The organism is Allobosea sp. 67-29 (assembly GCF_001898115.1).
GTDB lineage: Bacteria > Pseudomonadota > Alphaproteobacteria > Rhizobiales > Beijerinckiaceae > Allobosea.
Window position 1 is genome coordinate 569,760 of record NZ_MKSQ01000005.1, and the last position, 24,398, is coordinate 594,157.

The window sequence follows — 24,398 nt, forward strand, 5'->3', positions numbered from 1 at the left end:
TCAAGCCTTCTTGAGTTTGCGGTCGCCGCGGGCGGTCCAGCCGCCATCGACCACCATCACGGTGCCGGTGCAGAAGGAGGCGTCGTCGCTGGCGAGCCAGAGCATCGCCTGGGCGATCTCGACCGGCTTGCCGAGGCGCTCCATCGCCTGGCGCTCCTCGAGGCCGCGACGCAGTTCGGCGCCGTCGGGGCCGCTGAGGATCCTGGCGAAATAGGGCGATTCGATCGTGCCCGGCGCGACGGCGTTGATCCGGATGCCGGCATCGACATGGTCGATCGCCATGGCCCGCGTCAGCGCGGCGACGGCGCCCTTCGAGGCGACATAGGCGGCGCGGTCGTGAATGCCGATATTGGCGGCGGCAGAGGCCGTGGAGACGATGGCGCCGCCGCCATTGCGTTCCATGACCGGGATGACGTGCTTGCAGCCGAGATAGACGCCCTTGACGTTGACCGCCATCAGGGCGTCCCAATCGGCCTCCGAGGTCGAGACCACGGTTCCCGCGATGCCGTAGCCGGCATTGTTGACGAGGATGTCGATGCGGCCGTGCTCCGCGACGACGGCGGCGACCATCGCCGCGATCTGCGCCTCGTTGGCGACATCGACGGCATGCGGCTCCGCCTTGCCGCCGGCGGCGGAGATCTCGTCGGCGACGGCCCTTGCCGCCTCCGCATTGCGGTCGGCGACGATGACCGTCGCTCCCTCGGCGGCGAAGAGCTTGCAGGCCTCATGGCCGATGCCCGAGCCGCCCCCGGTGATGATCGCGATACGACCGTCGAGCTTCATGGAACCTCCTGCTCCCGTTGTCGGACAAGGCTGACTTACATGTTGGTAAGTATCAACCCTGTCCGCGTTCCCTTGCAACCCGCTGCCGGCATGGAGCCCTGCGCCTAAAGCATCACGACAGGCGAGAAATACTGCTCGACCGCCGCCAGCAGGGAGCGTGACACGATCCAGGACGATTTGGGATTGGTGGGCGAGGGCCGGTTCGCGATGGTGATCGCCATGGTGCCGTATTCGCTCTGGGCCCTGACGGAGTGGGTATTTCCCGTGGCGTCCGGATCGCAGACGACCGCGACCCGCGTTGCCTCGAAGCCGGGCCCGGCAAGCGCGAGCGCCGCTGCGACGTTGAGATTCTGCGGATAGGCGGCCGCCGCCTCGCGGGCGGTTCCCTCGAACAGGGTGACCGGCGATGCCAGCGCCTCCGGATCGTGCCCGAGCGCACGCAGTTCCGCAGCCCAGGCGGCAGGAGGTTTTCGCGATTCATAGGCGACCGAGAGTCCGTCGGCCGCGCGCGCTGCGCGGATATAGTCGAGGGCCCCGAGCGCGCCGGATGCGAGCAGCAGGCGGCCGCCATGGCTGCCGGCAAGGCCGGCGAGGCGCTCGAAGAGCAAATCGTCATGCAAGGCCCCGATCGAGGAGATCAGAACCGGTAGGCCGCGCGACAGGCAGTCCGGCACGATTTCGCGGACGGCTTCATGCCCGGCAGCCTCGACCACGAGCTCAGGCGCGAAGGTGGCGGCTTCGTCAAGCGTGGCTGCGATCATCACGCCTTCGGGGACGCGCTCGCGCGAGCGTGAACCGGCGCGCAACAGCGTCGTCACCATATGGCCTCGCTGCCGCAACGCTTCCGAAAGCTCGGCCGCGATCGCGCCATAGCCGATCAGGAGGATGCGTCGTGGACTCACAGCATTCCGATCCATTCCGCGACTTTCGCCGTAAACGCGTCGGGGCGCGAGTTCGGGAAGAAGTGGCCGCCGCTGTCGAGCAGGATCAGCGTCGGCTCGAGCAGGGCCGCAGCCAGCTCCTCCTGAAGGAAGGCGGGGACGATCAGGTCGTCGCGTGCCCCCAGCACGAGCAGCGGCATGGTGAGGGCTCCGGCGTCCGCGCTGCCGTCGAAGGCCAGGAGGGCGTCGATGCGCTCCCGGACGATCTGGCGCGCTTCCGGCGTCTGCGGGGCTGCGGCCGCCGCCGCCTCGAAGACCGGCCAGTTCGCCTCGAGCCAGGCAGGCGGGTAGGCCATCAGCGCGGAGCTTGCCGCATAGGCCTCCGGCAACGGGTCGAGGATGGCCCGCCGTGCGCCGAAGAGCGCGCTCATGTAGCGGCCGGGCCTCAGCCAGCTCGCGCTCAGGATGAGGCCGCGCAGCCGTTCCGGCGCCATTGTCCCGAGAGCCTGGCCGATGCAGCCGCCGGTCGAATGACCGAGCATCACGCAGCTTTCGATGCCGGCCGCATCGAGCACGGCGAGGCAATCGGCCGCGAGCTGCGCGATGGTGCAGGGGGCGCTGCCGCGGCTGCTCGCGCCGATGCCGCGCTGGTCGAAGCGCAGCACGCGAAACTGCCGGCTCAGCGTCGCGGAGGCTCCTTTCCAGAAACCAGCGGTTCCGCCGAGGCCGCTGACCAGCAGCAGCGGTGGCCCCGACCCTTCGGACCAGCATCTGAGCCGGGCGCCGTCCGGCAGCGCGACCTCGAAGCTGCCATCCGCTTTCACCGCCGCGCTCATTGCAGCGGCGAATAGGAAACGGGGGTGAGGATGCGGCTGTTCTGGATATCGATCAGCCCGTCGACGCGGCGCAGATAGTCCTGCCAGCGCGGATCGGCCAGCATCCGGCGGCGGCGGGCGGCGCGATCGTCCAGGCTTTCATAGCTCCACAGCGCGACGACATGGTTGAGCTCGCCGATCTCGGTGGTGAAATAGGCGTGGAAGGTGCCGAGATGTTCCTTCTGCAGGGGCAGGCCGAACTCTCCGTAGAGTTTCACGAATTCGGCCAGCTTGCCGGCCTTGATGCGATAGTCGCGCTCTTCGTAGATCATTGTTCGCTCACCTTTTCGCGTCGAAACTGGAATCGACCCAGCCGAAGACGGTCTCGCGCTCGATTTCGGCGATGTTCTCCGGCCTTGGGAACGGCGCCGGGGCCGGTTCCCCCGTCCGTTTCGGCCGCCCGATCCGCGCGAAGAACTCGTCGAGCCCACCTGGCATGAGCAGGAAGGTGAAGCTCAGCGGCTCGTCGTTGGGGTTGAGGAAATGATGCCTGAGCCCCTGCCCGATATAGGCGCAAGAGCCCCGTTCGATCGGATGGTCGACACCGTCGATGCGCGCGATGCCGCGCCCCTCGAAGACGAAGATGACCTCCTCGTGGGCGTCGTGGACATGCTCGCGAATGGAGCATTGCGGCGCCACCGTCTGCGTGCCCATCGAGAAGCGGCTCGCGCCGCCGGTCTTGGCGGTATTGAGCAGGTTGCGAACGTAGCCGTTGGCCGGCACGGGCTGCCAGAAGCTCTCGCCGTCCTCGGGACCGAGCACGAGAGCCCGGCCCACCGCCTCGTTCGTCGTCATCGGATCCTCCGTCGCGCGCATGCGCTCAGTTTCCGTACATCATTCGCGGCATCCAGGTCGCGAGCTGCGGGAAGGTGATCAGGAGGACGAGGACGATCACCTGGCAGCAGATGAAGGGAATCACTCCCCAATACATGTCCTTCAGCCGGATTTCCGGTGGCGCGATCGCCTTCAGATAGAAGATCGACGGCGCCATCGGTGGGGTCAGGTAGCTGGTCTGCAGCATCACCAGGAAGATCACCGAGAACCAGATCGGGTCGATCCCGAACTGCTTCACCAGCGGCATCGAGATCGGCACCAGGATCAGCACGATCGAGATCAGATCGACGATGAAGCCGAGCAGGAAGGCGATGAACAGGATGATCGCCATCACCGACCAGGGCGAGAGGCCGAACTCCCTCAGGATGCCCTGCGTCGCCGCCATGCCGCCCGAGGCGAAGAAGACGCCGGAGAACATCGAGCCGGCGAGCACGATCGCCAGGATCATCGCCGTCAGCGAGACGGTCTGGATCGAGGCCTGGTACAGCACGCTCCAGGACATCCGCCCGTAGAGGATGGCCAGCAGGAAGACGCCGAAGGAGCCGCAGGCGGCCGCTTCCGTCGGGGTGGCGAGGCCCATGAACAGCGTGCCGAGCACGGTGAAGATCAGGATGCCGGGCGGAACGAGGGCGGTGGCCGTGAATTTCAGCTTCTCGCCGAGGCTGCGCGGATCGGGCTCGGTCTCCGGCGGCGCCAGCTCAGGCTTCATCGCGCAGACCACGACGATGTACAGGATGAACAGGCTCGACATGAGCAGCCCGGGCAGAAGGATGCCCGCCAAGAGGTCGCCGACCGGAAGGGTCGCGATCGGCGCGAGCACGACCACCGGCACCGACGGTGGAATGATGGTGCCGAGCGAGCCGCCGCCGCAGATCGTGCCTGAAATCAGCTTGGGATCGTACCGGCGCTTCATCATCGCGGGGATGGCCAGCATGCCGACGAGCGTCTCGGTCGCGCCGACCACGCCGCTCGCCGCGGCGAAGATCGTGCACATCATCAGCGCGGCGACGGCCAGGCCGCCCGGCATCCGGCGCGTCCACATATAGAGCGCGTCGAACAAGCGCTCGGCGATCCCCGCGCGCTCCAGGATCGAGCCCATGAAGATGAAGAGCGGGATCGCGCCGAGCACGTAGTTCGTCGCGACGTCGTCGACGCGCTGGGCGAACTGGTGAACGAGCGTTCCGCCGAAGCGCATGAGCCCGAAGCCGAGCGCGGTCAGCATCATCGAGAAGGCGACGGGGAAGCCGAGGAAGATCAGCAGCATCAGCGCCGGAAACATCCACAGGACGATCTGGGAGCTCATGGCGCGCGCTCCGCATCGGTCGTGCCCAGGGCGACGATCATCAGGTTCTCGGCGGCGCGGGCGGCGCTTTGCAGCCCGAACAGCGCGAAGCCGATCACATAGATCGTCCGATATGGCCAGATCTTCGGATTCCAGGCCGAAAGGCCCGAGCCCTCGCCGGTGCGGTAGACGGACATCGCGTTGCCGATCAGCGCCTGCGTCAACCAGAGCAGCATTCCGGCGAGGACGGCATAGCCGATGGCGTCGATCAGCGCGACGCCGCGTTTCGGCAGCTTCTGGTGGATGAAGTCGACGTTGACGTGCTGGTCGACCAGCAGGGCGTAGGAGAGGCCGAGCAGGAAGATCGTGCCCATCATCATGTAGCTGAGCTCGAAGGCCCATTGCGTCGGAGCGGCGAAGAAGTAGCGGCTCACGACCTCGTAGACCATGGCGAGGACGAGCGGCAGCACCAGAAGCGCGCCGGCCCTGCCGGACCATAGCGAGAGCCAGCCGATGAGTTTGACGAGTGGCATGCGCTGCGCGATCCCTTCGAAGGCCAGGGAGCGGCGACACGGGGACGCCGCTCCGGCAGGATCGTCAGCGCGAGCCGATGGCGAAGCGGAATTCGCCGAGCGGCTTGACCGAGGTCAGGAACGCGGCCTGATCCTCATAGACCTTCTTGAACCATTCGTTGGACGCGGACTGCTTCTGCGCCCATTCCGTCGAGACCTTGCCGACGGCCTCGACGAGACTCTTGTCGACCGTGACGAACTCGTTGTTCGGATTTTCCTTCATCTTCTTGTAGGCGTCGACGTCGAGCTTGGCGTAGCCGAGATAGGTCTCGAGCATGGTCGCCTTGCCGGCCGTCTCCAGCAGCGCCTTGTCCTTGTCGCCGATCTTGGCCCAGACATCCTTGTTGAAGATGCAGTCATGCGCCGCGCTCGGCGAGTGCAGCCCCGGCATCACGACGTATTTCGCCACCTTGTTGAAGCCTTCCTGCAGGTTGCCGCCGGGGCCGCCCCATTCGATGGCGTCGACGACCTTGCGCTCCAGCGCCGAGAACACCTCGGAGCCGGGCAGAACCACCGTCGAGGCCCCGAGCATCGGCGCGATCTCGGCCCAGGAGGAGGAGGTGCGCAGCTTGAGCCCCTTCATGTCCTCAGGCGTGCGCACGGGCTTGTGGGAATGCATGAAGATTTCGGTTTCGAGCACGCCGCAGGGAATCGCGACGACGTCGAATTTCTCCTTGCGCCATTCCTTCCAGAGCTTGCCGCCGTTGCCGTTGTAGAGCCACATCATCATCTCTTCCGGGTTGGGCCCGCCGGGCCAGCCCGAGAAGATCGCGCCGGTGCGGTCGACCGCCCAGTCATAGCCCGGCCAGGCATGGCCCATGTCGGCGACGCCCTTCTGCACCGTTTCCGTCACCTTCAGCGCCGGGCCGAGCGCCCCGGCCGGGAAGACGTTGATCTTGATGCGGCCGTCGGTGATCTGCTGCACGATCTCGGCGTAGCGCTTCGCTCCGATGTCGAGCCAGTGGCCGCCGGGCCAGGGCGTCGCCATGTTGAGTTCCATCTTGTTCTGGGCCAACGCGGCTCCGCCCGCGAGCGTCATGCCGGCGATGGTCGCGGCGGCGGCGAATGTCCTGAATGCCATTTGTCTTTCCCCTCTGTGTTTGACTGGTTGGCAATCTCGACGTGGCGCGGGCCGTGTTCAGGCCGCCCGGGCCAGGTCAGAGGCTTGAAGGCCGGCGAGCCGGCCCGAGGTGAAGGCCCAGGCGAGATGATGCCCGTGGCCTTCGAGAAGGACGCCGCCCTGTCCGGCTGAGCCGGCCGCGAACAGGCCGGGGATCGGCCTGCCGGAGCGGTGCAGGACGCGGAAGCCGGTATCGATGCGCAGGCCGCCCTCGCTGAAGACGATCCAGGATTTCGCCGGCCCGAGCGCATGGAACGGCCCCTGCGTCATAGGCTTGCGCATGGCGGTGGCGGCCAGGCCGGCATTATGCCTGTCCACGCTTGCCGCCAGCGCCCGGCCCGGCAGGCCCAGCCTCTTGGCCAGCTCCTCCAGCGTCGGCGCGCAGGCGTAGATGTCGGGGCGCGAGCGGGCGTAGTCCGGCAGATAGGCATAGCCGACGCCAGGCGCGGTCGAGATGAAGAAGGGCCAGGTCGAGAACCGGCGGGCGATCGCATCGTCCATGACGATCCAGGCCTGCTGCCCGGGCTGGCGCCCGATTTCGTCCTGGGGCCGCTCGCGCTCGTCGCAGAAGCGTTCACCCGCCTGGTTGACGAGGACTGCCCCTTGCTCGAACAGCCGAAGCGAGGGCGCGAGATAGGTCGTGACGAAGCGCAGCAAGACCGGCCGCAGCAGCCGTGCCGGAAGCCAGCGCATGGCCGTGAGCAGCGCGCGCGCAGCCAGGCGGTGCGTCGGCATGCGTGAGACGATGCTCGGGCGGGGCGGGGCAAGGAAGCGGATCTCCGGGCCCCAGGCGAGGTCTCCGTTCACCACCTCGGCCCCGACGGTTTCGGCCATGCGTTGGCCGTCGCCCGTGCTGGCGGGATTGATCCCGTCGATGTCGAGCAGCGGGCCGCTCATGAATCTCCGCTTGTAGTCCCTGTCCGCCGAGCTGAAATCCCCCGAGGCAAGGATCACGCCATGGCGTGCCGCGATGCGCTCCGGCGCCGCGCCGGGGCGGGCGAGTTCGACGCCGGTGACGCGCCCGGCCTCGGTCGTGAGCGCGGTCGCGCGGGCATTGGTCCGAACGGCGACGCCGTTCGCACGGCAGGCGGCCGCGAGGTGGCGGATGTAGCCGCGCGCATGCGGCAGGATCGCATGCAGGCGCGGCTGGCTGTGCGGCGGTTCCGGCAGCGGGCCCATGAAGGTCACGCCGAGAGCCTCCAGCTGACGGATCGTTTCCGCCACCTCGTCGACGAGAACGCGGCGCAGCGCCGGGCTGTCGCGGTCCAGCAGCGGGCCGATGAACCTTTCCATGTCGGCGTAGTGCGAATCCGGATTGTCCCGGATCCCGCTCGCGGCCTGCAGGCGCGTCGCCGTCGCGCAGATCGTTCCGACCGAGAGCGCGGTCGTGCCGCCGAGTGCGGCGCATTTCTCGAGGAGCAGCACGCTGCGGCCCGCTGCGGACGCGGCCAGGGCGGCCATCAGCCCCGCGCCGCCGCCTCCGACCACAATGATGTCGACAGCCATTGCCGATGAGGTTACTGACATGTAGGTAAGTATGGATAGGACGCCATGGCTGTCAACGGGATCTCTGCAGGTCGCAGCGCGGATGGACCCGCGTGGCGCGGTCTGGAGGATCGTCCCGACTCGCGCTACGCCGGATGCGTCAGGAATGATCGATCGGGAGCCGGCCATGGACCTTCTTGAGCACGAGACGCAGCCGCTGGAGGCCTGGCGGGACGGCGTGATGACCCGGATGCGGGTCTCGGCCCTGGTGAAGGCCCATCAGCTCTGCATCTTCGAGCAGTTCTGTGATCCTGGCCTCGGCGCTCCGCTGCACATCCATGCCGTCGAAGAGGTGCTGGAAGTGATGGAGGGCGTGGCCGAGATCCATCTCAACGGCGAAAGCCGCATCGTGCAGCCCAACGTCTCCGTGCTCATTCCGGCAGGCGCGAAGCATGGCTTCAAGAATGTCGGGACCGGCATCCTCAAGGTGCGTGCCACGCTGGCGGCCTCGATCTTCGAGGCGAGCTACGACGACCGGGCGGAACTGTCGCGCCGGTACACGCCTTAGGCGTGCGCTGCAACGGGCGGCTGATCACCGTACCCGGCATCGGCGATGACGGCGCGGCAATGTCGCTTGGCGCTGCGGCTTGGCGGTTGGAGAACAGCATTCCGCCGGTCTCGGCTCGGAAGCCGCAAAAAAGGCGGTCGCTTCAGTTCGGGCTGGACGCCGTCATGAGCCGCACCCGTAAGGCGACGATGCGTCGCGCGTTGCAGGTCAGGTGCTGGGGTTGGACGGCGCTCAGAACCTGACCCTGAACTGGGCCGACGCGCCGATGCGGTTGCTGTTGGCGGCAAGCTCGCCATCGAGGTTGAAGCCGAGGGTGACGCGTTCGCCCAGCCTAGCGCTGACACCGGCGGCAAGGAGCGCGCTGTCGCGGTCGGCCTTTGCTCCGGTCGCGGTGAAGGCCGCAGCCGGCAGGCCGACGAGGCTCGCCGTCAGATCGGCATCGCGTTGGAAGGAATGCGCCCACGCCGCCCGGACGTAGCCGGTGATCGGCATCCCGCCGAAGACGCCGTCGGCGTCGATCTGCAGGCCGAGCTCGCCGCGCGAGGAGACCGCGCTGCGCTTAGCCAGCCTGAGCGCTCCGGCACTGGCTCCGGCCCAGTTCGTCTCGGTCAGCGCCGGGTTGCGCGCCCGCGTGGCCTGCAGCGCGGCCAGCGGCGAGAAGCTCAGCCGGTTCCACGAGAACGCCGCGACGCTCGCCTGCAACCGGCCGCTCCAGGCCGTGGTCTCGTAGGACGAGGACAGGCTTGCGCCAAGCGCGGGGATACCGCGGCTGACATCGTTGTCGAGCCTGGCATAGCTCGCGGCCGCGCCGAGCTTGACCGGGCCAAGCTGGCTCACGCCGTAGAGGCCGGCCTGGAAGACCTCGGCGTCGATCTTGCCCAAGAGCCCGGGCAGCGAGGCGCGGGCCTTGCCGCCGGCCACCGCGAGACCGGCGACGGTGCCCGGCATCAGCCGAATATCGATGCCGGTGGCGAGATGGGCGTCGTCGAGACCGCGCCGGGCCGAGCCGGCCGCGGCGTCGCCGTCGCTGCGGCCATGGGAGCCGAAGGCCGTCCCCCAGATCGAATAAGCCGGCGTATCGAGCCGCGTCGGCGCCGGCGTCCGATCACCCTGCCGCCGCGCCAGCCCCGCGAAGGCGGCGGTGCCCGGCCCGGGAGCGCCGGGGGGCAGCCGGCCGGCCGCCATCGGATCGAGCATGGCGCGCAGGAACTGGTCGGAGGCGAGGTTCGCCAGCGCCGGCGCGGCACTATGGATTTCGCCCGAGAGCTGGTTGACCGCGGCCGGGATCGCGACCGCCGACAGGTTATAGATCCCGAACAGCGCGGATGGGTCGCCTCCGGCCGCGACCGCGCCGTCGATCGCCGCCGCGACGGCGTAAGCGTTCGCCGGGGCGGCGACGCCGAGGCGCGGCGTCGCGACGATCGGCGTCAGCGGCTTCGGAGCCAGCGTCAATCGGACGTCGGTGGCGGTGTAACTCACCGTCGTGGTGACGCCATCGCCGAAAGGCCCGGTCGCGTCGACCGGGCTGAACGTGCCGTTGCGGCCGCCCGTTGCCGAAAGCAGCGTGTAGGGACTGTTGAACGCGTAGGCGCCGCCGAGCGGGATGATCTTCAGCGTGCCGGCCAGCGCCGCCGTGCCGGAGACGTTGACCCGGTCGGAAACCGCACCCTGAACCTCGGCCTCGTAGGCCGAGCCCGCAGCCAGGGTCAGGTTGCCGCTGACCGTCATCGTTCCCGGCGAATTGCCCGGAGCGAGGGTCCCGTTGACCGTCAGCGAGGGCACGATGCCCGAACCGCCGATCGCCGCGCCCGCAGCAACCGTCACGCCCGATGACGACGCGATCGTGCCGTTCACGACCAGCTTGCCGCCGTTGACCAGCGTCGCGCCGTCGTAGCTGTTCGTGCCGGAGAGCGTCAGCGTCCCGGGCCCGGTCTTGGTGAGCGACCCGCTGCCGACAATCGTGCCGGAATAGCTGTAGCTGTCGGTGAAATTCGCGACGATCGCGCCGTCGTTGACGATCGCCCCGGAAGCGACGTCGATGCGGCCGGCGCGGCCGCCATTGCCGATGTTCAACCGGCCGAGCGCCGCGATCTGCAGGTCTCCGGACGCGATGCGAAGCTCACCCCCTTCGGCCACCGTGACCGAACTCGCCGTGGTCGCTCCTGGGGCGATCGAGAGCCCGCCTCCACCCACGATCCATCGTGAGCCGTTTCCGCTGACGAGCGCTTCGGCCGAGCCGCCGAAACCGATCAGGCTGGCTCCGCCGCTGCCGGTCAGCGATGCGCCGCCCGAAATGGTGAGCGAGGTCGTGCCAGCGAAGCTCTGGACCAGCGTGATGCCGGTCGAGATGGCGGAGCCCGCTCCGTCGACCGTAACCTTGGAGGCGACAAGAAGGGTCCCGCCGCCATTGTCGAGTTGGCCGCCCTGATCGACGAGAAGCGTGCCGCCCTGAACTTTGACATCGTCGCCGAGGGTCAGCGATCCCCCCCGGACCACGAATTGGCCGGTGGCGCAAACGCATGTGGCGAAGCCGCCCCCCAGCGTGCCGGTGCCCGTATAGATCTGCATTCCCGCGCCAGTGAAGCCGAGAGCGCCGTCGCCCGAGAAGCTCCCGGAGAAGGTCTTGCTCTGGTCCGTCGTTCCCGTGATCAGCGTCGCGCCTGAAGCGATCTCGACGCTGCCCGCCCCCGAAAGAGAGCCGACCGCCGCAACGATCCCTCCGGAAACGGCGAGTGTCGCTCCGGCCGACACCGTGACATTGGAGTCCAACGAGAAGCTGGAGGCGGTGTCGCCAACCAGCCGGCCGGCCTGCACCAGTGTATCGCCCGTATAGCTGTTCGAGCCTGACAGAACGAGCGTGCCGGCGCCGAGCTTGGTCAGGCCGCCCGAGCCGTCGAAGCTGACCGAGACGACGATGTCATAGCCGTTGCTGTCGAAGAAAGCACCGTTCGCGCCGATGGTCTGCCCGCCGACGCTGTCGAAGAACGACGCGTGATTCATGCGTGCGCGCAGGATGCCGCCGTTCAGATTGACGGTCCCGTAATTGCCGATCAGGTAATTGATCTCCAGGACGCCGCGTCCATCGATGGCATCGCCGAGCAGGTTCAGCGTGCCGCCAGTCGTTCCGGACAAAAGCATCGCAGCCGTGCTGACATGACCACCTTTTTCGACGCTCAGCGTGCCGGCATTGCCAATTTCGATGATGGTGCCGTACCAGGCCGAGCCGGCGCCCGTCACGGTCACCGTGCCGCTGCCGCTGCCGTTCTTTCCGATAGAGCTCCAGGTGGTGCCCTGGACCGTGCCGCCATCGGCGATGGTCAGCGTGCCGGTGCCGGCATTGCCAACATTGAGTGCGCCGCCGACAGACCAGACAGGGAGCGGCGGCGCGGGTACGCTTGGGTTGATGTCGCCCGTTCCCGTCACCGACTGAGCCAAGGCTGATTGCGTGCCGGCTAGCAACCAGAGCCCCAGCGCAGGTACGATCAGCCTCGCCGCCAGCAGTGGCAAGGCCGTGCCAGTGAGCAGCCGCGCTGCAAGCCATGCGCCCGGTCGCCTTTCGGCAAGGCCAAAAGGCATCACGACATCGAAATTCGTCGGCGCAAGCAAAGCGATGTCCCCACCAGCAGGGCTTCTGTTGCCGATCGGATGCGCGACGACAACGCCTGCAGGCGAGATCCGGACTGACTATTTTTGAAACAGCGGAATGGCGGAAGCCGGATAATGCGAGGCCGATGCCCGCCGTTACTGACGCGGGCGAGAGACTTGTATAGGATACCCCCCTATCCTATAATCCAGAGATGTCGCACACCATCTATGAGAAGCAGAAGCTGATCGCGCGCGTCCGCCGCATCAAAGGTCAGGTCGAAGCGATCGAGCGAGCGCTGGAAACCGAAGCCGGCTGCGACCGCATCATGCCGTTGATCGCTGCCGTGAGGGGGGCGACGGCCGGCCTGATGGCCGAGGTTGTCGAGGGCCATGTGCTTCACCACCTCGTCGACCCTGACAAGCATCCCGGTGCGCTCAACGACGACGCTGCCCAACAGTTGCTGGAACTCATCCGCACCTATCTGAAGTGACCGCGCGATGACCCCGTTCTCGGAGCTGCTCCAGCAAGGTGTGGCGCATGCCTGGTTCTTTATCCCGTCCGCCATCCTGCTGGGTGCGCTGCACGGGTTGGAGCCGGGCCATTCGAAGACGATGATGGCGGCCTTTATCGTCGCGATTCGAGGCAGCGTGCCACAGGCCATTCTGCTCGGCCTGTCTGCGGCGCTGTCGCACACGCTCGTCGTCTGGGTCGTCGCGCTCGTCGGGCTTCATTACGCGAACAGCTTCGACGTGAAGACGTCAGAACCTTATTTTCAGCTCGCATCGGCCGTCATTGTGATCGGTGTTGCAGCTTGGATGCTGTGGCGCACGCGGCAAGACGAGCTCGCGGCGCACGGGCATCGTCACGATGATCATGACCATCACCACCACCATCATCACGGGCATGCTCATGTCCATAGCGATTCCAGCGAGCAGAAGACGGCCGGCCAAACCGCGTTTCAAGATGCACATGAGCGCGCTCATGCGCGGGACATCGAGCGGCGATTTGCCGGTCGAAAGGTAACCACCTGGCAGATTGCGCTGTTCGGCTTGACGGGTGGCCTGATCCCGTGCCCGGCGGCCATCACCGTCTTGCTGCTCTGTCTTCAGCTCAAGGAATTCACGCTCGGCGCGACCCTGGTGCTGTGCTTCTCCATCGGCCTTGCCGTCGTGATGGTCGGCGTCGGCGTGGCAGCCGCTATCGGCATGCGCCATGCTGAAAAACGCTGGTCGGGAGCCTTCGATCGGGTGGCCCGCCGGGCGCCGTATTTCAGCGCCGCGCTGATCCTGATCGTCGGGCTCTACATCGGCTGGAGCGGCTGGACCTCTCTGCCCTGACGACGGTGCGGAGGACTGCTCGCGGGCCGTTGCCGACGTGTCGGCCGGAGCGACCTTGGCCCGGGCCCTTCATCCCCACCGCCACCCGGTCGCGCCGCTGCCCGTTCGGTCCGAGAGGCGGGGCGCCATTCCGGGGCGCGAAGCTGGAGGCTGCGTGAGTCCGGCGCTGCGGCATCCGCGCCGAGGCCGATGGCCGATCCGCGATCGAGAACGGGCCTCGCTGCCGACGCTGACGGGTCAGCGGATGCCGCTGCATCGCGATCGCGATCCGGCGCGATCTTGCGCTCGGGCGGGGGATTATCCCGGGCTGCGCCGGCGGGAGGCCGACCTCTTTTCCCAGTTTTCGATGGCCGCCCTCAATGCCTGCCGCTCGCGAAAGCTGCATCCGTCCTGGACCGTGAGCGCCTCGATCCGGCGTTTCGCGAGCAGTCCCCGGCCGTTTCGAGCGTGAAGACCGGCGGGGCTGAATCGTAGCCGTTCGGTCCGTGCCTGACCGTCGTTCTCATGGCGACCTCCCTCGAACTGATGCGCTCATGCTAGTGCCGAACCCGGGGTCGTGATTTGCGTCAGATCAACTTTCGCGCGCCGCTCCACGCTTTCGGCGTCTTGCGGGGACACCGGAGAAGACAATGGGCCGACCATTCGCTCGTGTTTCATCAGCACGCAACGCGAGGTGCGCAGGGAACCAGCGGGCGGCTCTCCATGTTGAGGCCGCGCCAGCCTCGCAAGAGGCTTTCTCGCGACCCGAGAAGACCCCGATGTCCTGGCGAGAGAGGTCCCGATGCCGCTGCCGAACCCGGGATTCTTCGAGGCGCCGGGACAGCGCCGGCCAACCAGGCGCGCACTTTTGGGCCTCGATGCCCTGAACTTCTTCCTGGCCGACGTGCGCGACGGCCTCGGGCCCTATCTGGCGATCTACCTCATCGCCGTGCGCGGTCCGGAGCGGGGCTGGAACGAGGCTACCATCGGCCTCGTCATGACGATTGCCGGCATCGTCGGACTGATCGCGCAGACGCCGGCCGGCGCCGCCATCGACAGGGGCCGCCACAAACCGGCGATGGTCATCGCCGCGGCGATCGCGGTGACGCTCTCCTGCATCGCGCTGCCTTTCATCGAAAGCTTCTACCTCGTCGTCGGCACGCAGTCGGTGGCGGCGGTCGCGGGTGCGGTCTTCCCGCCGGCCCTGGCTGCGATCACGCTCGGCCTCGTCGGTCCGAAGATGTTTTCCAGGCGCATCGGCCGCAACGAGGCGTTCAATCACTTCGGCAATGCCGTCTCGGCGGCGCTGGCGGGCGGGACCGCCTATTTCTTCGGCCCTGCCGTGGTGTTCTGGCTGATGGCGATCCTTGCGGTTCTCAGCATCGCAGCCATGCTGATGGTGCCGGAGAGTGAAATCGACGACGATCTCGCTCGCGGGCTCGACGAGGCCGTCGAGGGAGAGAAGCCGTCTGGATTGAAGGCTCTGCTGAGGAACCGCCACCTGATGCTGTTCGCGTTGCTCTGCGCCGTCTTCCATCTCTCGAATGCCGCGATGCTGACCTCGGTCGGGCAGTTGCTCGCTCGCGTCGTCGGCAAGGACCAGGCGACCTCGCTGGTCGCGATCTGCATCGTCGCCGCGCAATGCGTCATGGTGCCGATGGCGGTCATGGTCGGCGCCAAGGCCGATGCCTGGGGCCGCAAGCCGGTCTTCCTCGCCGCCTTCGGCGTGCTGGCGCTGCGCGGCGCGCTCTACGTCCTCTCCGACAATCCGTTCTGGCTGGTCGCGGTCCAGGCGCTGGACGGGGTCGGGGCGGGCATCTTCGGCGCGCTCTTTCCGATCGTGGTCGCCGACCTCACCCGTGGCACCGGCCGATTCAACGTCGCGCAGGGCGCGGTCGCGACCTTTCAGGGCGCCGGCGCGGCGCTGTCGGCCTCGCTTGCCGGCGTGATCATCGTGCAGGCGAGCTATGCGGCGGCCTTTCTGGCACTCGCTGCCATCGCCGCTTGCGGATTCGTGATCTATCTCGTTGCCATGCCTGAAACGCGCGACTATCAGCCGCCGACCGACCATGACGCCGTCCCGGCGCGTGCGACGACGGGCGAGCAGGCGGCGTGACGGCAATGACGGTTTGGGGGCTCAGCGCGACGCAGATCGCCGCGGTCGCGATCTTCCTCGCGACCTATGTGGCGGTCGCCATCGGCCGGATGCCGGGTCTGCGCGTCGACCGGGCCGGCGCGGCGCTGATCGGCGCGGGCTTGATGGTCGCCTGCGGCGTCCTTTCGCTGGAGCAGGCCTATCGGGCTATCGATCTCGACACCATCACGCTGCTGCTCGGCATGATGATCGTCGTCGCCAATCTCCGGCTTTCCGGCTTCTTTCGCATGGTGACCGGCTGGGCGGCCGGCCGGGCACATCACCCGGCGCTGCTCCTGGTGGCGGTGGTGGTGACGACCGGCCTGCTGTCCGCAGTCCTCGTCAACGACGCCATCTGCCTGGTGATGACGCCGATCGTGATCACGCTGACCCGAGCGCTCGGCCGCAATCCGGTGCCCTATCTGATCGCGGTCGCGCTGTCCTCCAATGTCGGCTCCACCGCGACGATCACCGGCAATCCGCAGAACATGATCATCGGCAACCTGTCGGGGATGTCCTACGGCGCCTTCGCCGCGGCGCTGGCGCCGGTCGCCGCAGCGGGTCTGCTGGTCACGATCCTCGTCCTGCTGGTGCTCAACCCGCGCGAATTCCTCACGAGGCGAGGCCTGCCGCGCGTCACCGTCCCGTCCCATTATCATGGCTGGCTCGCGGCCAAGTCCGCCCTGGTCTCGGTGGCCATGATCGGGCTGTTCTTCACGGGGCAGCCCGTGGCCAAGGTCGCGATCTGCGCGGCTGCGCTGCTGCTGCTGACGCGGCGTATCGAGCCGAAGAAGGTCTATGCCGAGATCGACGGCCAGCTGCTCTTGATGTTCGCCGGCCTCTTCGTCGTGGTGGCCGGGCTGGAGCATGCGGTTCTGACCAAGGATGTCCTCGCCCGGGCCGCGCATGTCGACCTCGGCAACGTCGCGCTGCTGACCGGCGTCACCGCCGTTCTCTCCAACCTCGTCAGCAACGTTCCGGCCGTGCTGGTGCTGAAGCCTTTCGTCGAGCAGTTGCAGGACCCGACTCACGCCTGGCTCGTCGTGGCGATGGCATCGACCCTCGCCGGAAACTTCACGCTGCTGGGCTCGGTCGCCAATCTGATCGTGGCCGAGCGCGCCGCCAAGGACGGCGTCAGGATCGATTTCTGGACTTATTTCAGGGTTGGGGCGCCGCTTACCGCGGTCACCATGGCCATCGGAGTGCTTGTGCTGGGTCGATGAGAGCGCCGGCTGTCGTCGCGTAAGCAGCGAATTCCGGCTGCGGCAGGACATTTCTTGCTTTAATCGGACGCTGGAAGCCGTCGTATCGATCACCGATTGGGTCTTCTGGAAGATCCTCGATCTCCGCAATCGGCGCTGACGCTGAAGGCGGCCAGCGCTCCGTGTGTCGGTTTGGGCCAGCGACACGAACCGTTGACGATCGAGCCGCAAATCCGGCGGGAGCGCCCCGCGCGCACCGCTACCGATGCCGCGAGGCGCTCCCGTTTCTTCAGATGAGGCCTGCGGTCTTGAGGAACTCTCGCGAGACATCCGGGATCGAGGCCTTCTCGACATCGACCCTGGCATTGAGACCCTGCAGGACCTTGTCGTCGAGCTTGGCCGAGAGAGCCTCGAGCGCTTGGCCGAGCTTCGGATTGGCCTTCAGCACCTCGGTACGGACGACCGGAACGGCGGCGTAATCGGGGAAGAAGCCCTTGTCGTCGGTCAGGACGCGAAACTTGAAGCCCTTGATCCGCCCGTCGGTTGCGAAGACCAGCGCGACATCGACTTGCCCGTCCTTGAGGGCCTGGTAGGTCAGCCCGGAATCCATCGAGCGCAGATTGGCGCGGCTCGTCTTGAAGCCATAGGTCGACTGCAGGCCCGGCAGGCCATCGGGGCGGCCCGGGAATTCCGCATTGACCGCGATGACCGGCTTGTCCTTGCCGCTATTGAAGGCGGCTGCGAGATCCGACAGCGTCTTGATGGCGTCCGTCTTGGGGTTCTCCTGGCGGACGGCGAGCGCATAGGTGTTGTTCGCGGCCGAGGGCTTGAGCCACGTCAGCCCTCGCTTCGCATCCAGCGCCTTGACGCGCTCATAGGTGTCCTTGGCGTTCAGCCGCTCCTTGACCTTGTTGTAGGTCACGAGCGAGGTGCCGGTGTACTCCCAGTACACGTCGACCTGGCCATTCACCTGCGCGTCGCGCAGGACCTGCGAACCCAACCCGTCCCGCTTCTCGACCTCGAAGCCCTTCTTCGCGAGAAGCTGCGCCGTGATCTCGGTCAGCAGAAGCTGCTCGGTGAAGTTCTTGCCGCCGACGACGATCGGCTTGGCCTGCACCGGCATCGCCCAGGCGGCCGCGATCGCCGCCACGGCAAGAATCCGGGATGAGAGCTTCATGGGAATCTCCTTGTATTCGTTGCTGAAAAGCCCGGCGGTCAGCGCAGCGGATTGACACCGCGGGGGATGGTCCAGAACTGAAGCTGGGCCACGATGAAATCGATCAGGACCGCCAGGAGGGCCGTCGGGATGGCGCCGGCAAGCATCGTCCCGAATTCGTTCAGGGCGATGCCGGTGAAGATCAGCTCGCCGAGCCCGCCGCCGCCGATCAGGAAGGCCAGGGGAACGGTGCCGACATTGATCGCGAGCGCCGTACGGATGCCGGTGTAGATGACGAACAGGCTGTTCGGCAGCTCGACCTGCAGGAGCGTGTGGCGCGGCGACAGGCCCATGCCGCGCGCGGCCTCGAGCAGCGCGGGCGGCACGTCGCGCAAGCCGGCCATCGTGTTGCTGACGATGGGCAGGAGCGACGCGATGAATAGCGCGAAGACGGCCGGCCTATCGCCGAGGCCTAGCAGGCTCATGGACAAGGCCAGCACCGCCAGCGTCGGGATGGTGGCGCCGATGTTGAGGATCTGCACCGCGGCATCGCCGATCCGGCGGAAGCGAGGCCGTGTCAGCACGATGCCGAGCGGCACGCCGAACAGGATCGCCGCGCCGCCCGAGAGGGCGACCAGCTCGACATGCTGCTGGCCGAGATAGGCGATGTCCTCCCATCTCTCCAACAGGCCGGGCAGGAGCCCGCTGCCCCAGGCCCAGGCCCCGAGCAGGAAAATGCAGAGATGGGCCGCGTTCCGGCGCATCTGCGCGATCATGCCGGGCGCCAGGACATCAGCCATCCCGATAGGTCTCTGAGAGCAGATGGGTGATGCCGCGCAGCGTGACATAGCCGACGAACATTCCGTCGTCGTCGACGCAGGCCAGCCACAGCGTGTCGTGCCGGAACATGGTCGAGACCGCGGTGCGCAAGTCCTCCTGCGGCCTTATGGTGGTGGGCAGGGCTTCGTAATTCTCTCCGACCGTTCCGTTGCCGCTGCGCGCCATCTGCAGGTTTATGTAGCCGCGCGCCCTGCCGCGCGGGCCGACCAGGACGATCGACTGATGGCCGTGCGCCTCCATCGCGGCTGCGGCCTGCTGCAGGCTGTCCGCCGCCCGGACCCTCGGCGGATCGGCGATCATCGCGTCGCGGACGGTGAGCAGTTGCAGGCGCTTGAGCGTGCGGTCGCCGCCGACGAAATCGGAAACGAACTCGTTCGCCGGATGGGCCAGCATGGTGTCGGGCGTGTCGTACTGGACGAGCCTGCCGTTGCGGAAGATGGCGATCCTGTCGGCCATCTTGACCGCCTCGTCGATGTCGTGGCTGACGAAGAGGATCGTCTTGCGGATCTGCGCCTGCATCTTCAGGAACTCGTCCTGGATGATGACGCGGTTGATCGGATCGATGGCGCCGAAGGGCTCGTCCATCAGCAGGACGGGCGGATCCGCCGCAATGGCGCGCAGAACGCCGATGCGCTGCTGCTGACCACCGGACAATTCCTTCGGATAGCGCTTGAGGAACACGCCGGGATCGAGCGCGACCATCTCGAGCAGATCGGCCGCCCGTTGGCGCGATTTGCGCCGGTCCCAGCCGAGGATGTCGGGGACGATACAGATGTTGTCCTCGATCGTCTTGTTCGGAAACAGGCCGATCTGCTGGATGACGTAGCCGATGCTGCGCCGCAGCTGTGTCACGTCGTAGTCGGAGGTGTTGCGGCCATCGATGAAGATATCCCCCGCGCTCGGCTGGATCAGGCGGTTGACCATCTTCATCGTCGTGGTCTTGCCGCAGCCGGAGGGGCCAAGCAGCACGCAGATTTCGCCTTCCGCCACCTCGAGCGAGACGCGGTCGACGGCCGGCATGGTGGTGCCTGGGAAGGTTTTGCTGACTTGGTCCAGTCGGATCATCGTTTCCTGAGTCCCGGGGAGGTCAGTCGCTTCTGCAGCCCGAGCAGGGCGAGATCGGCGACGACGGCAAGAATGCTGACCGCGAGTGCGCCGGTGACGAGCTGGCGCGGGTCGGTCTGGCTGATGCCGCGTGCGATGAAGGCGCCGAGCCCGCCGGCGCCGATATAGGTCGCGATCGCCGTGACGCCGATGTTCATTACAACGGCGACGCGCACGCCGGCCATGATCACGGGCACGGCGATCGGGAGCTCGACCTCGCACAGCCGTTGCATCCGGGTCAGCCCCATGCCTCGCGCAGCTTCACGCAGAGCCGGATCAATATTACTGAGAGAGGCATAGGTATTCCGGATGATCGGAAGCTGCGAGTACAGCAACACGGCGATCACCGCCGGCAGGTAGCCGATGCCGTGACCGATCAGTGAGAGCACCGGAATCATCATCCCGAACAGGGCGATCGAGGGGATGGTGATCATGATCGACGCGACATAGAGCACGGCATCGGCGACGCGGCGGTTCTGGGTGATGGCCACGCCGATCGGCACGCCGGTGGCGATCGCCAGAGCGACCGCGACACCGACGATGGCAACATGTTCGCCCGTCCGGGTGGCTATAAGCCCCCAGTTGTCGATAATGTAATTTAAAATGTCCATTGCCTCGCGGCGATTCCTAAAGCAGGATATCGGTTCGTGACAACCCCTTTCCTGAAAAAAATGAGGAATTTATGTAGTCTATTTTGACGAGCGGATATTACTTGAACTAAAGTGTTCATAACTTTGATTGGGACTTAGGGAAATTCGTATCAAAATTTATTGCTGAGATCGAAAGTCGAAAGGCGAGTTTGTTCTTTAGAATCTTAAAGATCCATCTTTTCGACTCTGCCTTTCGCCCAACCCAATTCGCCAGACAGTGAGAGAAGAACGAGACGGTCCATGTGTGGTTTTGTGTGTCTTTGGAAGGTCGATGACGTAGGCGGGAGCCTGATCGAAACGATGCTCGCGCGCCTCGGCCATCGGGGCCCGGATGCGACGCAGGTCGCCCGGCCAAGGGGGGTGCCGCTTGCGATGGGGCATTGCCGGCTGGCGATCATCGGCGCCGAAGACGGCGTCCAGCCTATTGCCGTTGATTCAGAGATACTTGTCGCGAACGGGGAGATCTATAATCACGGCGATCTCAGGGCGATTTTGGACCCGGATATCTTTCGGACGACGAGCGACAGCGAGACTATTCTTCACCTCTTCCGCAGCGGGGCGCAGCGCTGGGTCAACCGCCTCGACGGCATGTTCGCCTTCGTGCTCGCGACGCCGGATCGGATCGTCGCGGCGCGTGACCCGCTGGGCATCAAGCCACTCTACATGGCGAGACGCGGGAAGGGGCTGGCTTTTGCTTCGGAGCTGAAGGCGTTCGACGGGCTCGGCTTTGACGACATCACCGCGCTTCCTCCCGGCGCGCTGTTCGACAGCGCGGGTGGCCTGAGGCACTGGTATCGCGTCCCCTCCGGGGCGGCCGCAGCCGAGCCCGGCTTGGATGTCGATGCGGTCGCCGGCGAGTTGCGCCTCACGCTGGAGGAGGCTGTCGCCAAATGGATGGTTGCCGATGTCGAGGTCGGCTCCTTCCTGTCCGGCGGCCTCGATAGCTCGGTCATCGCCGCGATCGCCCAGAAGGTCAGGCTGGCAGCCGGGCGAGCCCCGTTGAAGACCTTTGCCGTGGGTACCGCCGGCTCGCCCGATCTGCGCGCCGCCAGGCGCGTCGCCGGCCATATCGGCTCCGATCATCACGAATACAGCTTCTCGGCGCGGGATATCGCCGAGAACCTGCCGCACGTCATCTACCACCTCGAAAGCGCCGATGCCGATCTCGTCCGCAGCGCCGTGCCCACGCTTTTCGCGGCCCGGCTGGCACGGCGCCATGTCAAGGCGGTCCTGACCGGCGAGGGGGCGGACGAGCTCTTCGCGGGCTATGCCTATCACCACGACTATGTCGAGGACCCGCGCGCGCTTGCGGACGAGCTGACCCGCAGCCTGGGAGCGATGCACAACATCAATCTCCAGCGCGTCGACCGAATGACCATGGCGGAGTCGCTGGAGGCGCGCACGCCGTTCCTCGATCGGGACCTGATCGCCTTCGCGCAGTCCGTGCCGGCGGAGTTGAAGCTGCGCCGCACCGATCCGGACGCGCCGGAAGCGACCGGACCCACCACCGAGAAATGGCTGCTGCGGAAGGCTTGCGCCGATCTGCTTCCGGCGGATCTCGTCTGGCGCAAGAAGGCGCAGTTCGATGAGGGGTCGGGAACGGTCGAAGCCCTGCAGCAGGCGCTGCGGCTCATCGTCGGAGGCGAGGGGGAGGTCCCCCGCCTGCGCGAGGAGGCGCTGTATCGCGAGATTCTTCGCGAGCGCTTCGCCGATCCCGAGATGATCCTGAGCCAGGCCGGGCAGTGGAACGCCAATCGCGTGGCGGCCTGAGGCCAGGCGTCGAGGCGCCCGTCCTCCGCGCTCCTTCTCGGTCATGGCCGCCCCATCAAGGCTTTCATGATGTCGGGCGTTTCTCTGCCTCCAGGAAGAACCGAATCTGCGGGTGGCGGCAATGTTGCCGCCACCCTCGGCGACGTCACACCAATGTAATGGCGTCGTAGCCAAGCGCGTCATTGATATCTTCGATCGATGTGAATGCCCCTCCACCGGAAACACCGTCGATCTGAATGGAGCCGAAGCCGAAATCCAGAACGACGCTGGAGCCGGAATCGTCCACCGTCACGGCAACTGTCGCCGGATCGGCCACGTCGATCTGAATCGTGTCCTCATCGGCCGCATTCAGGTCGGCGACCTCGTCATCGCCGAACGGATTGTCGGCGCCGTCCCCGAAATAGAAGGCATCGGTGCCCGCACCGCCCGTCAGCAGATCGTCGCCAGCCTCGCCATAGAGGCTGTCGGCGCCGTTGCCGCCGTCGATCTCATCGTTGCCGTCGCCGCCATGGAGCTCGTCACTGCCGGCGTCGCCGCTGAGCTGATCGTCTCCGGCATCGCCGGAGAGACTGTCGTTCCCGGCCCCGCCGGCGAGAACGTCATTGCCGTCGCCGCCGCTGCCGGTGTCGTTTCCGGCTCCTCCATCCAACTCATCGTCGCCGGCCTCGCCGTTCAGCGTATCCGCTCCGGCTCCGCCGCTCAGCGTATCGTCGCCGTTGCCGCCGCTCAGGGCATCCACCCCGTTTCCGCCGTCGAGGGTGTCGTCCCCGGCGCCGCCTCCCATGGTATCGTCGCCATCGCCGCCATTCATCACGTCGTCACCGGCGTCACCTTCCATGGTGTCGTTGCCGGCATCGCCATTCAGCGTATCGTTGCCGGCGTTGCCATGCATCGTGTCGTCGCCGTCGCCGCCGTTCAGCGCGTCGTTGCCGATTCCGCCGTTCATGACGTCGTCACCGGCGTCGCCATTCAAGGTGTCGTTGCCGGCGCCGCCGTCTATCGTGTCGACCCCGGCCCCGCCATTCAGCGTGTCGCTACCGGCCGCGCCGCTCAGCACGTCGTCGCCATCGCCGCCGTCGACCGTGTCGTCGCCGGCGCCGCCATTCATGATGTCGTTGCCCGCGTCGCCGGAAAGCGTGTCGTTGCCGGCATTGCCGTTGATAACGTCGTCGCCGTCACCTCCGCCGACCGTGTCGTTGCCGGCACCGCCAGACAGGGTGTCGTTGTCGGCGCCGCCGAGAATGTTGTCGTCGCCGGCACCGCCGTCGATCGTGTCGTTGCCGGCATCACCCGCCAGGATATCGTTCCCGGCGTTGCCGTTGATGACATCGTCGCCGTCGCCGCCTCCGATGGTGTCGTTGCCGGCATTGCCATCCAGGGTGTCGGTTCCGGGACCGCCAAGAATATTGTCATCGCCCGCTCCGCCACTGACGACATCGTTGCCGCCATCGGCGTCGATCGTGTCATTGCCTGCGAAGCCATTGATGGTGTCGTCACCGCTGGTATCGGGCGGGGGGATGATGTCGTCGCCGGGTGTACCATTGATAAGCGCCATGGCCGTTCTCCCTGCTGCAGATGCCTTCGCATAGGCGCACGCCGTCCATGCGCGGTCTTGCGCAGGGTATCGATCGCTGCGGCTCGAGAAATTTGCGAAGGTGGCGGAAGCTAGGGAGATATCAGGGCGCGACGCAATCCCCATTTGGAGACACAAACCATCGACATCGATGCTGTTCACTCATTGGATCGCGCGCTCATCTTGCTACAAATCCAACAAGACCAGAATTATCCGCTGTAAGTTTTGCGAAAATTCTAATAGAGGAGCGCATCGCCCTCAACCAACTATATTCGGCATCCGCGTTACAGGGGCATCGAAGGTGTCGCGCCGAACTGTTTCTGTCACCAAATGGGGATTATGCCGAAGCACAAGCTTCCCTAGCGTCGCCTCCCGGCTTTCGGGGCACGTTCCGCAGCGGTAAGACGGACGGCCCGAGACCGGTACCGGCGGCAATCCAAGAAGGGGCGTGCTGGATCAAGGGAGGCGAGATCATGGCTGCGGTGGTGCGGGCGCTGAGACATTTCCCGATAACGACACGGCTGTGCAACAGGGGCTCGCCGCCCCCGGCCAGAGACCCGAAGGCTTGGGTGACGTCGCGATACGGCGCGATCTGAAGTCTGTTCCCGCTTCACCGTGACGGAGCGTGATCCTGCCCGGCCTATCGGTCTGGCCGAACCGGCATCAT

Annotated in this window: 21 protein-coding genes; 6 read left to right on the plus strand and 15 right to left on the minus strand. The window is 66.4% G+C overall.

Annotated elements, in window-relative coordinates:
* The 9 genes from BGO20_RS03215 to BGO20_RS03255 all read right to left on the minus strand — a co-directional run bounded on the left by BGO20_RS03215 (position 1) and on the right by BGO20_RS03255 (position 8,021).
* Entirely contained in the window at positions 1–783 is a 783-nt protein-coding gene (locus BGO20_RS03215) for an SDR family oxidoreductase (RefSeq protein ID WP_291663359.1), read from the minus strand.
* A 104-nt stretch (positions 784–887) separates the two neighbouring features.
* Positions 888–1,685 (minus strand): aspartate dehydrogenase, encoded by a 798-nt coding sequence (locus tag BGO20_RS03220; RefSeq protein ID WP_291663361.1) that lies wholly within the window; start codon positions 1,683–1,685, stop codon positions 888–890.
* Positions 1,682–2,488: an alpha/beta fold hydrolase gene (locus BGO20_RS03225; protein WP_291663363.1), complete on the minus strand. Its 807-nt coding sequence runs from the start codon at positions 2,486–2,488 to the stop codon at positions 1,682–1,684. Before BGO20_RS03225 ends, BGO20_RS03220 begins: the two co-directional genes overlap by 4 nt.
* Positions 2,489–2,496: 8 nt before the next feature.
* Positions 2,497–2,811 (minus strand): NIPSNAP family protein, encoded by a 315-nt coding sequence (locus BGO20_RS03230; RefSeq protein WP_291663364.1) that lies wholly within the window; start codon positions 2,809–2,811, stop codon positions 2,497–2,499.
* Positions 2,812–2,818: 7 nt separating this feature from the next.
* Positions 2,819–3,334: a cupin domain-containing protein gene (locus tag BGO20_RS03235; RefSeq protein WP_291663366.1), complete on the minus strand. Its 516-nt coding sequence runs from the start codon at positions 3,332–3,334 to the stop codon at positions 2,819–2,821.
* Between the two features lie 25 nt (positions 3,335–3,359).
* Positions 3,360–4,676, minus strand: a complete 1,317-nt coding sequence (locus tag BGO20_RS03240; RefSeq protein WP_291663368.1) for a TRAP transporter large permease — start codon at positions 4,674–4,676, stop codon at positions 3,360–3,362.
* Positions 4,673–5,188 (minus strand): TRAP transporter small permease subunit, encoded by a 516-nt coding sequence (locus BGO20_RS03245; RefSeq protein WP_291663369.1) that lies wholly within the window; start codon positions 5,186–5,188, stop codon positions 4,673–4,675. The genes BGO20_RS03240 and BGO20_RS03245 overlap by 4 nt, the downstream gene beginning before the upstream one ends.
* Before the next feature lie 64 nt (positions 5,189–5,252).
* On the minus strand, positions 5,253–6,308 hold the full coding sequence (gene dctP / locus BGO20_RS03250; protein WP_291663370.1) for a TRAP transporter substrate-binding protein DctP: 1,056 nt from the start codon (positions 6,306–6,308) through the stop codon (positions 5,253–5,255).
* A gap of 57 nt (positions 6,309–6,365) precedes the next feature.
* Positions 6,366–8,021 carry an FAD-dependent oxidoreductase gene (locus tag BGO20_RS03255; protein ID WP_362888762.1) on the minus strand — a complete coding sequence of 552 codons (1,656 nt, stop codon included), beginning with the start codon at positions 8,019–8,021 and terminating at the stop codon, positions 6,366–6,368.
* Here BGO20_RS03255 and BGO20_RS03260 point away from each other — a divergent pair.
* The gene (locus BGO20_RS03260) at positions 8,020–8,400 is read left to right on the plus strand and encodes a cupin domain-containing protein (protein WP_291663372.1); all 381 of its coding nucleotides are present in this window, start codon (positions 8,020–8,022) and stop codon (positions 8,398–8,400) included. The two genes, BGO20_RS03255 and BGO20_RS03260, sit on opposite strands and share 2 nt — an antisense overlap.
* Positions 8,401–8,631: 231 nt before the next feature.
* Here BGO20_RS03260 and BGO20_RS03265 read toward each other — a convergent pair whose 3' ends face one another.
* Entirely contained in the window at positions 8,632–11,976 is a 3,345-nt protein-coding gene (locus tag BGO20_RS03265; protein ID WP_291663373.1) for an autotransporter outer membrane beta-barrel domain-containing protein, read from the minus strand.
* A 221-nt stretch (positions 11,977–12,197) separates the two neighbouring features.
* Here BGO20_RS03265 and BGO20_RS03270 point away from each other — a divergent pair, with 221 nt between their 5' ends.
* From BGO20_RS03270 to BGO20_RS03285, 4 genes are all read left to right on the plus strand, one after another.
* On the plus strand, positions 12,198–12,476 hold the full coding sequence (locus BGO20_RS03270) for a metal/formaldehyde-sensitive transcriptional repressor (protein ID WP_291663374.1): 279 nt from the start codon (positions 12,198–12,200) through the stop codon (positions 12,474–12,476).
* A gap of 7 nt (positions 12,477–12,483) precedes the next feature.
* Positions 12,484–13,323, plus strand: coding sequence for a nickel/cobalt efflux transporter (locus tag BGO20_RS03275; protein WP_291663375.1), 840 nt, complete (start codon positions 12,484–12,486; stop codon positions 13,321–13,323).
* Between the two features lie 781 nt (positions 13,324–14,104).
* Positions 14,105–15,418, plus strand: a complete 1,314-nt coding sequence (locus BGO20_RS03280; protein ID WP_291663376.1) for an MFS transporter — start codon at positions 14,105–14,107, stop codon at positions 15,416–15,418.
* Between the two features lie 5 nt (positions 15,419–15,423).
* Entirely contained in the window at positions 15,424–16,659 is a 1,236-nt protein-coding gene (locus BGO20_RS03285) for an anion transporter (RefSeq protein WP_291663377.1), read from the plus strand.
* Between the two features lie 268 nt (positions 16,660–16,927).
* Here BGO20_RS03285 and BGO20_RS03290 read toward each other — a convergent pair whose 3' ends face one another.
* From BGO20_RS03290 to BGO20_RS03305, 4 genes are read right to left on the minus strand one after another with little or no spacing between them, the layout of a single operon-like run.
* The gene (locus BGO20_RS03290; RefSeq protein WP_291663379.1) at positions 16,928–17,815 is read right to left on the minus strand and encodes a glycine betaine ABC transporter substrate-binding protein; all 888 of its coding nucleotides are present in this window, start codon (positions 17,813–17,815) and stop codon (positions 16,928–16,930) included.
* 38 nt (positions 17,816–17,853) lie between these two features.
* Positions 17,854–18,594, minus strand: a complete 741-nt coding sequence (locus BGO20_RS03295; RefSeq protein ID WP_291663380.1) for an ABC transporter permease — start codon at positions 18,592–18,594, stop codon at positions 17,854–17,856.
* On the minus strand, positions 18,587–19,699 hold the full coding sequence (locus BGO20_RS03300; RefSeq protein WP_291663382.1) for an ABC transporter ATP-binding protein: 1,113 nt from the start codon (positions 19,697–19,699) through the stop codon (positions 18,587–18,589). The genes BGO20_RS03295 and BGO20_RS03300 overlap by 8 nt, the downstream gene beginning before the upstream one ends.
* On the minus strand, positions 19,696–20,349 hold the full coding sequence (locus tag BGO20_RS03305; RefSeq protein ID WP_291663384.1) for an ABC transporter permease: 654 nt from the start codon (positions 20,347–20,349) through the stop codon (positions 19,696–19,698). Before BGO20_RS03305 ends, BGO20_RS03300 begins: the two co-directional genes overlap by 4 nt.
* A gap of 279 nt (positions 20,350–20,628) precedes the next feature.
* Here BGO20_RS03305 and asnB point away from each other — a divergent pair, with 279 nt between their 5' ends.
* Entirely contained in the window at positions 20,629–22,158 is a 1,530-nt protein-coding gene (gene asnB / locus BGO20_RS03310) for an asparagine synthase (glutamine-hydrolyzing) (protein ID WP_291663385.1), read from the plus strand.
* 145 nt (positions 22,159–22,303) lie between these two features.
* Here asnB and BGO20_RS03315 read toward each other — a convergent pair whose 3' ends face one another.
* The gene (locus tag BGO20_RS03315) at positions 22,304–23,713 is read right to left on the minus strand and encodes a calcium-binding protein (RefSeq protein ID WP_291663387.1); all 1,410 of its coding nucleotides are present in this window, start codon (positions 23,711–23,713) and stop codon (positions 22,304–22,306) included.
* Positions 23,714–24,398 lie beyond the last annotated feature (685 nt).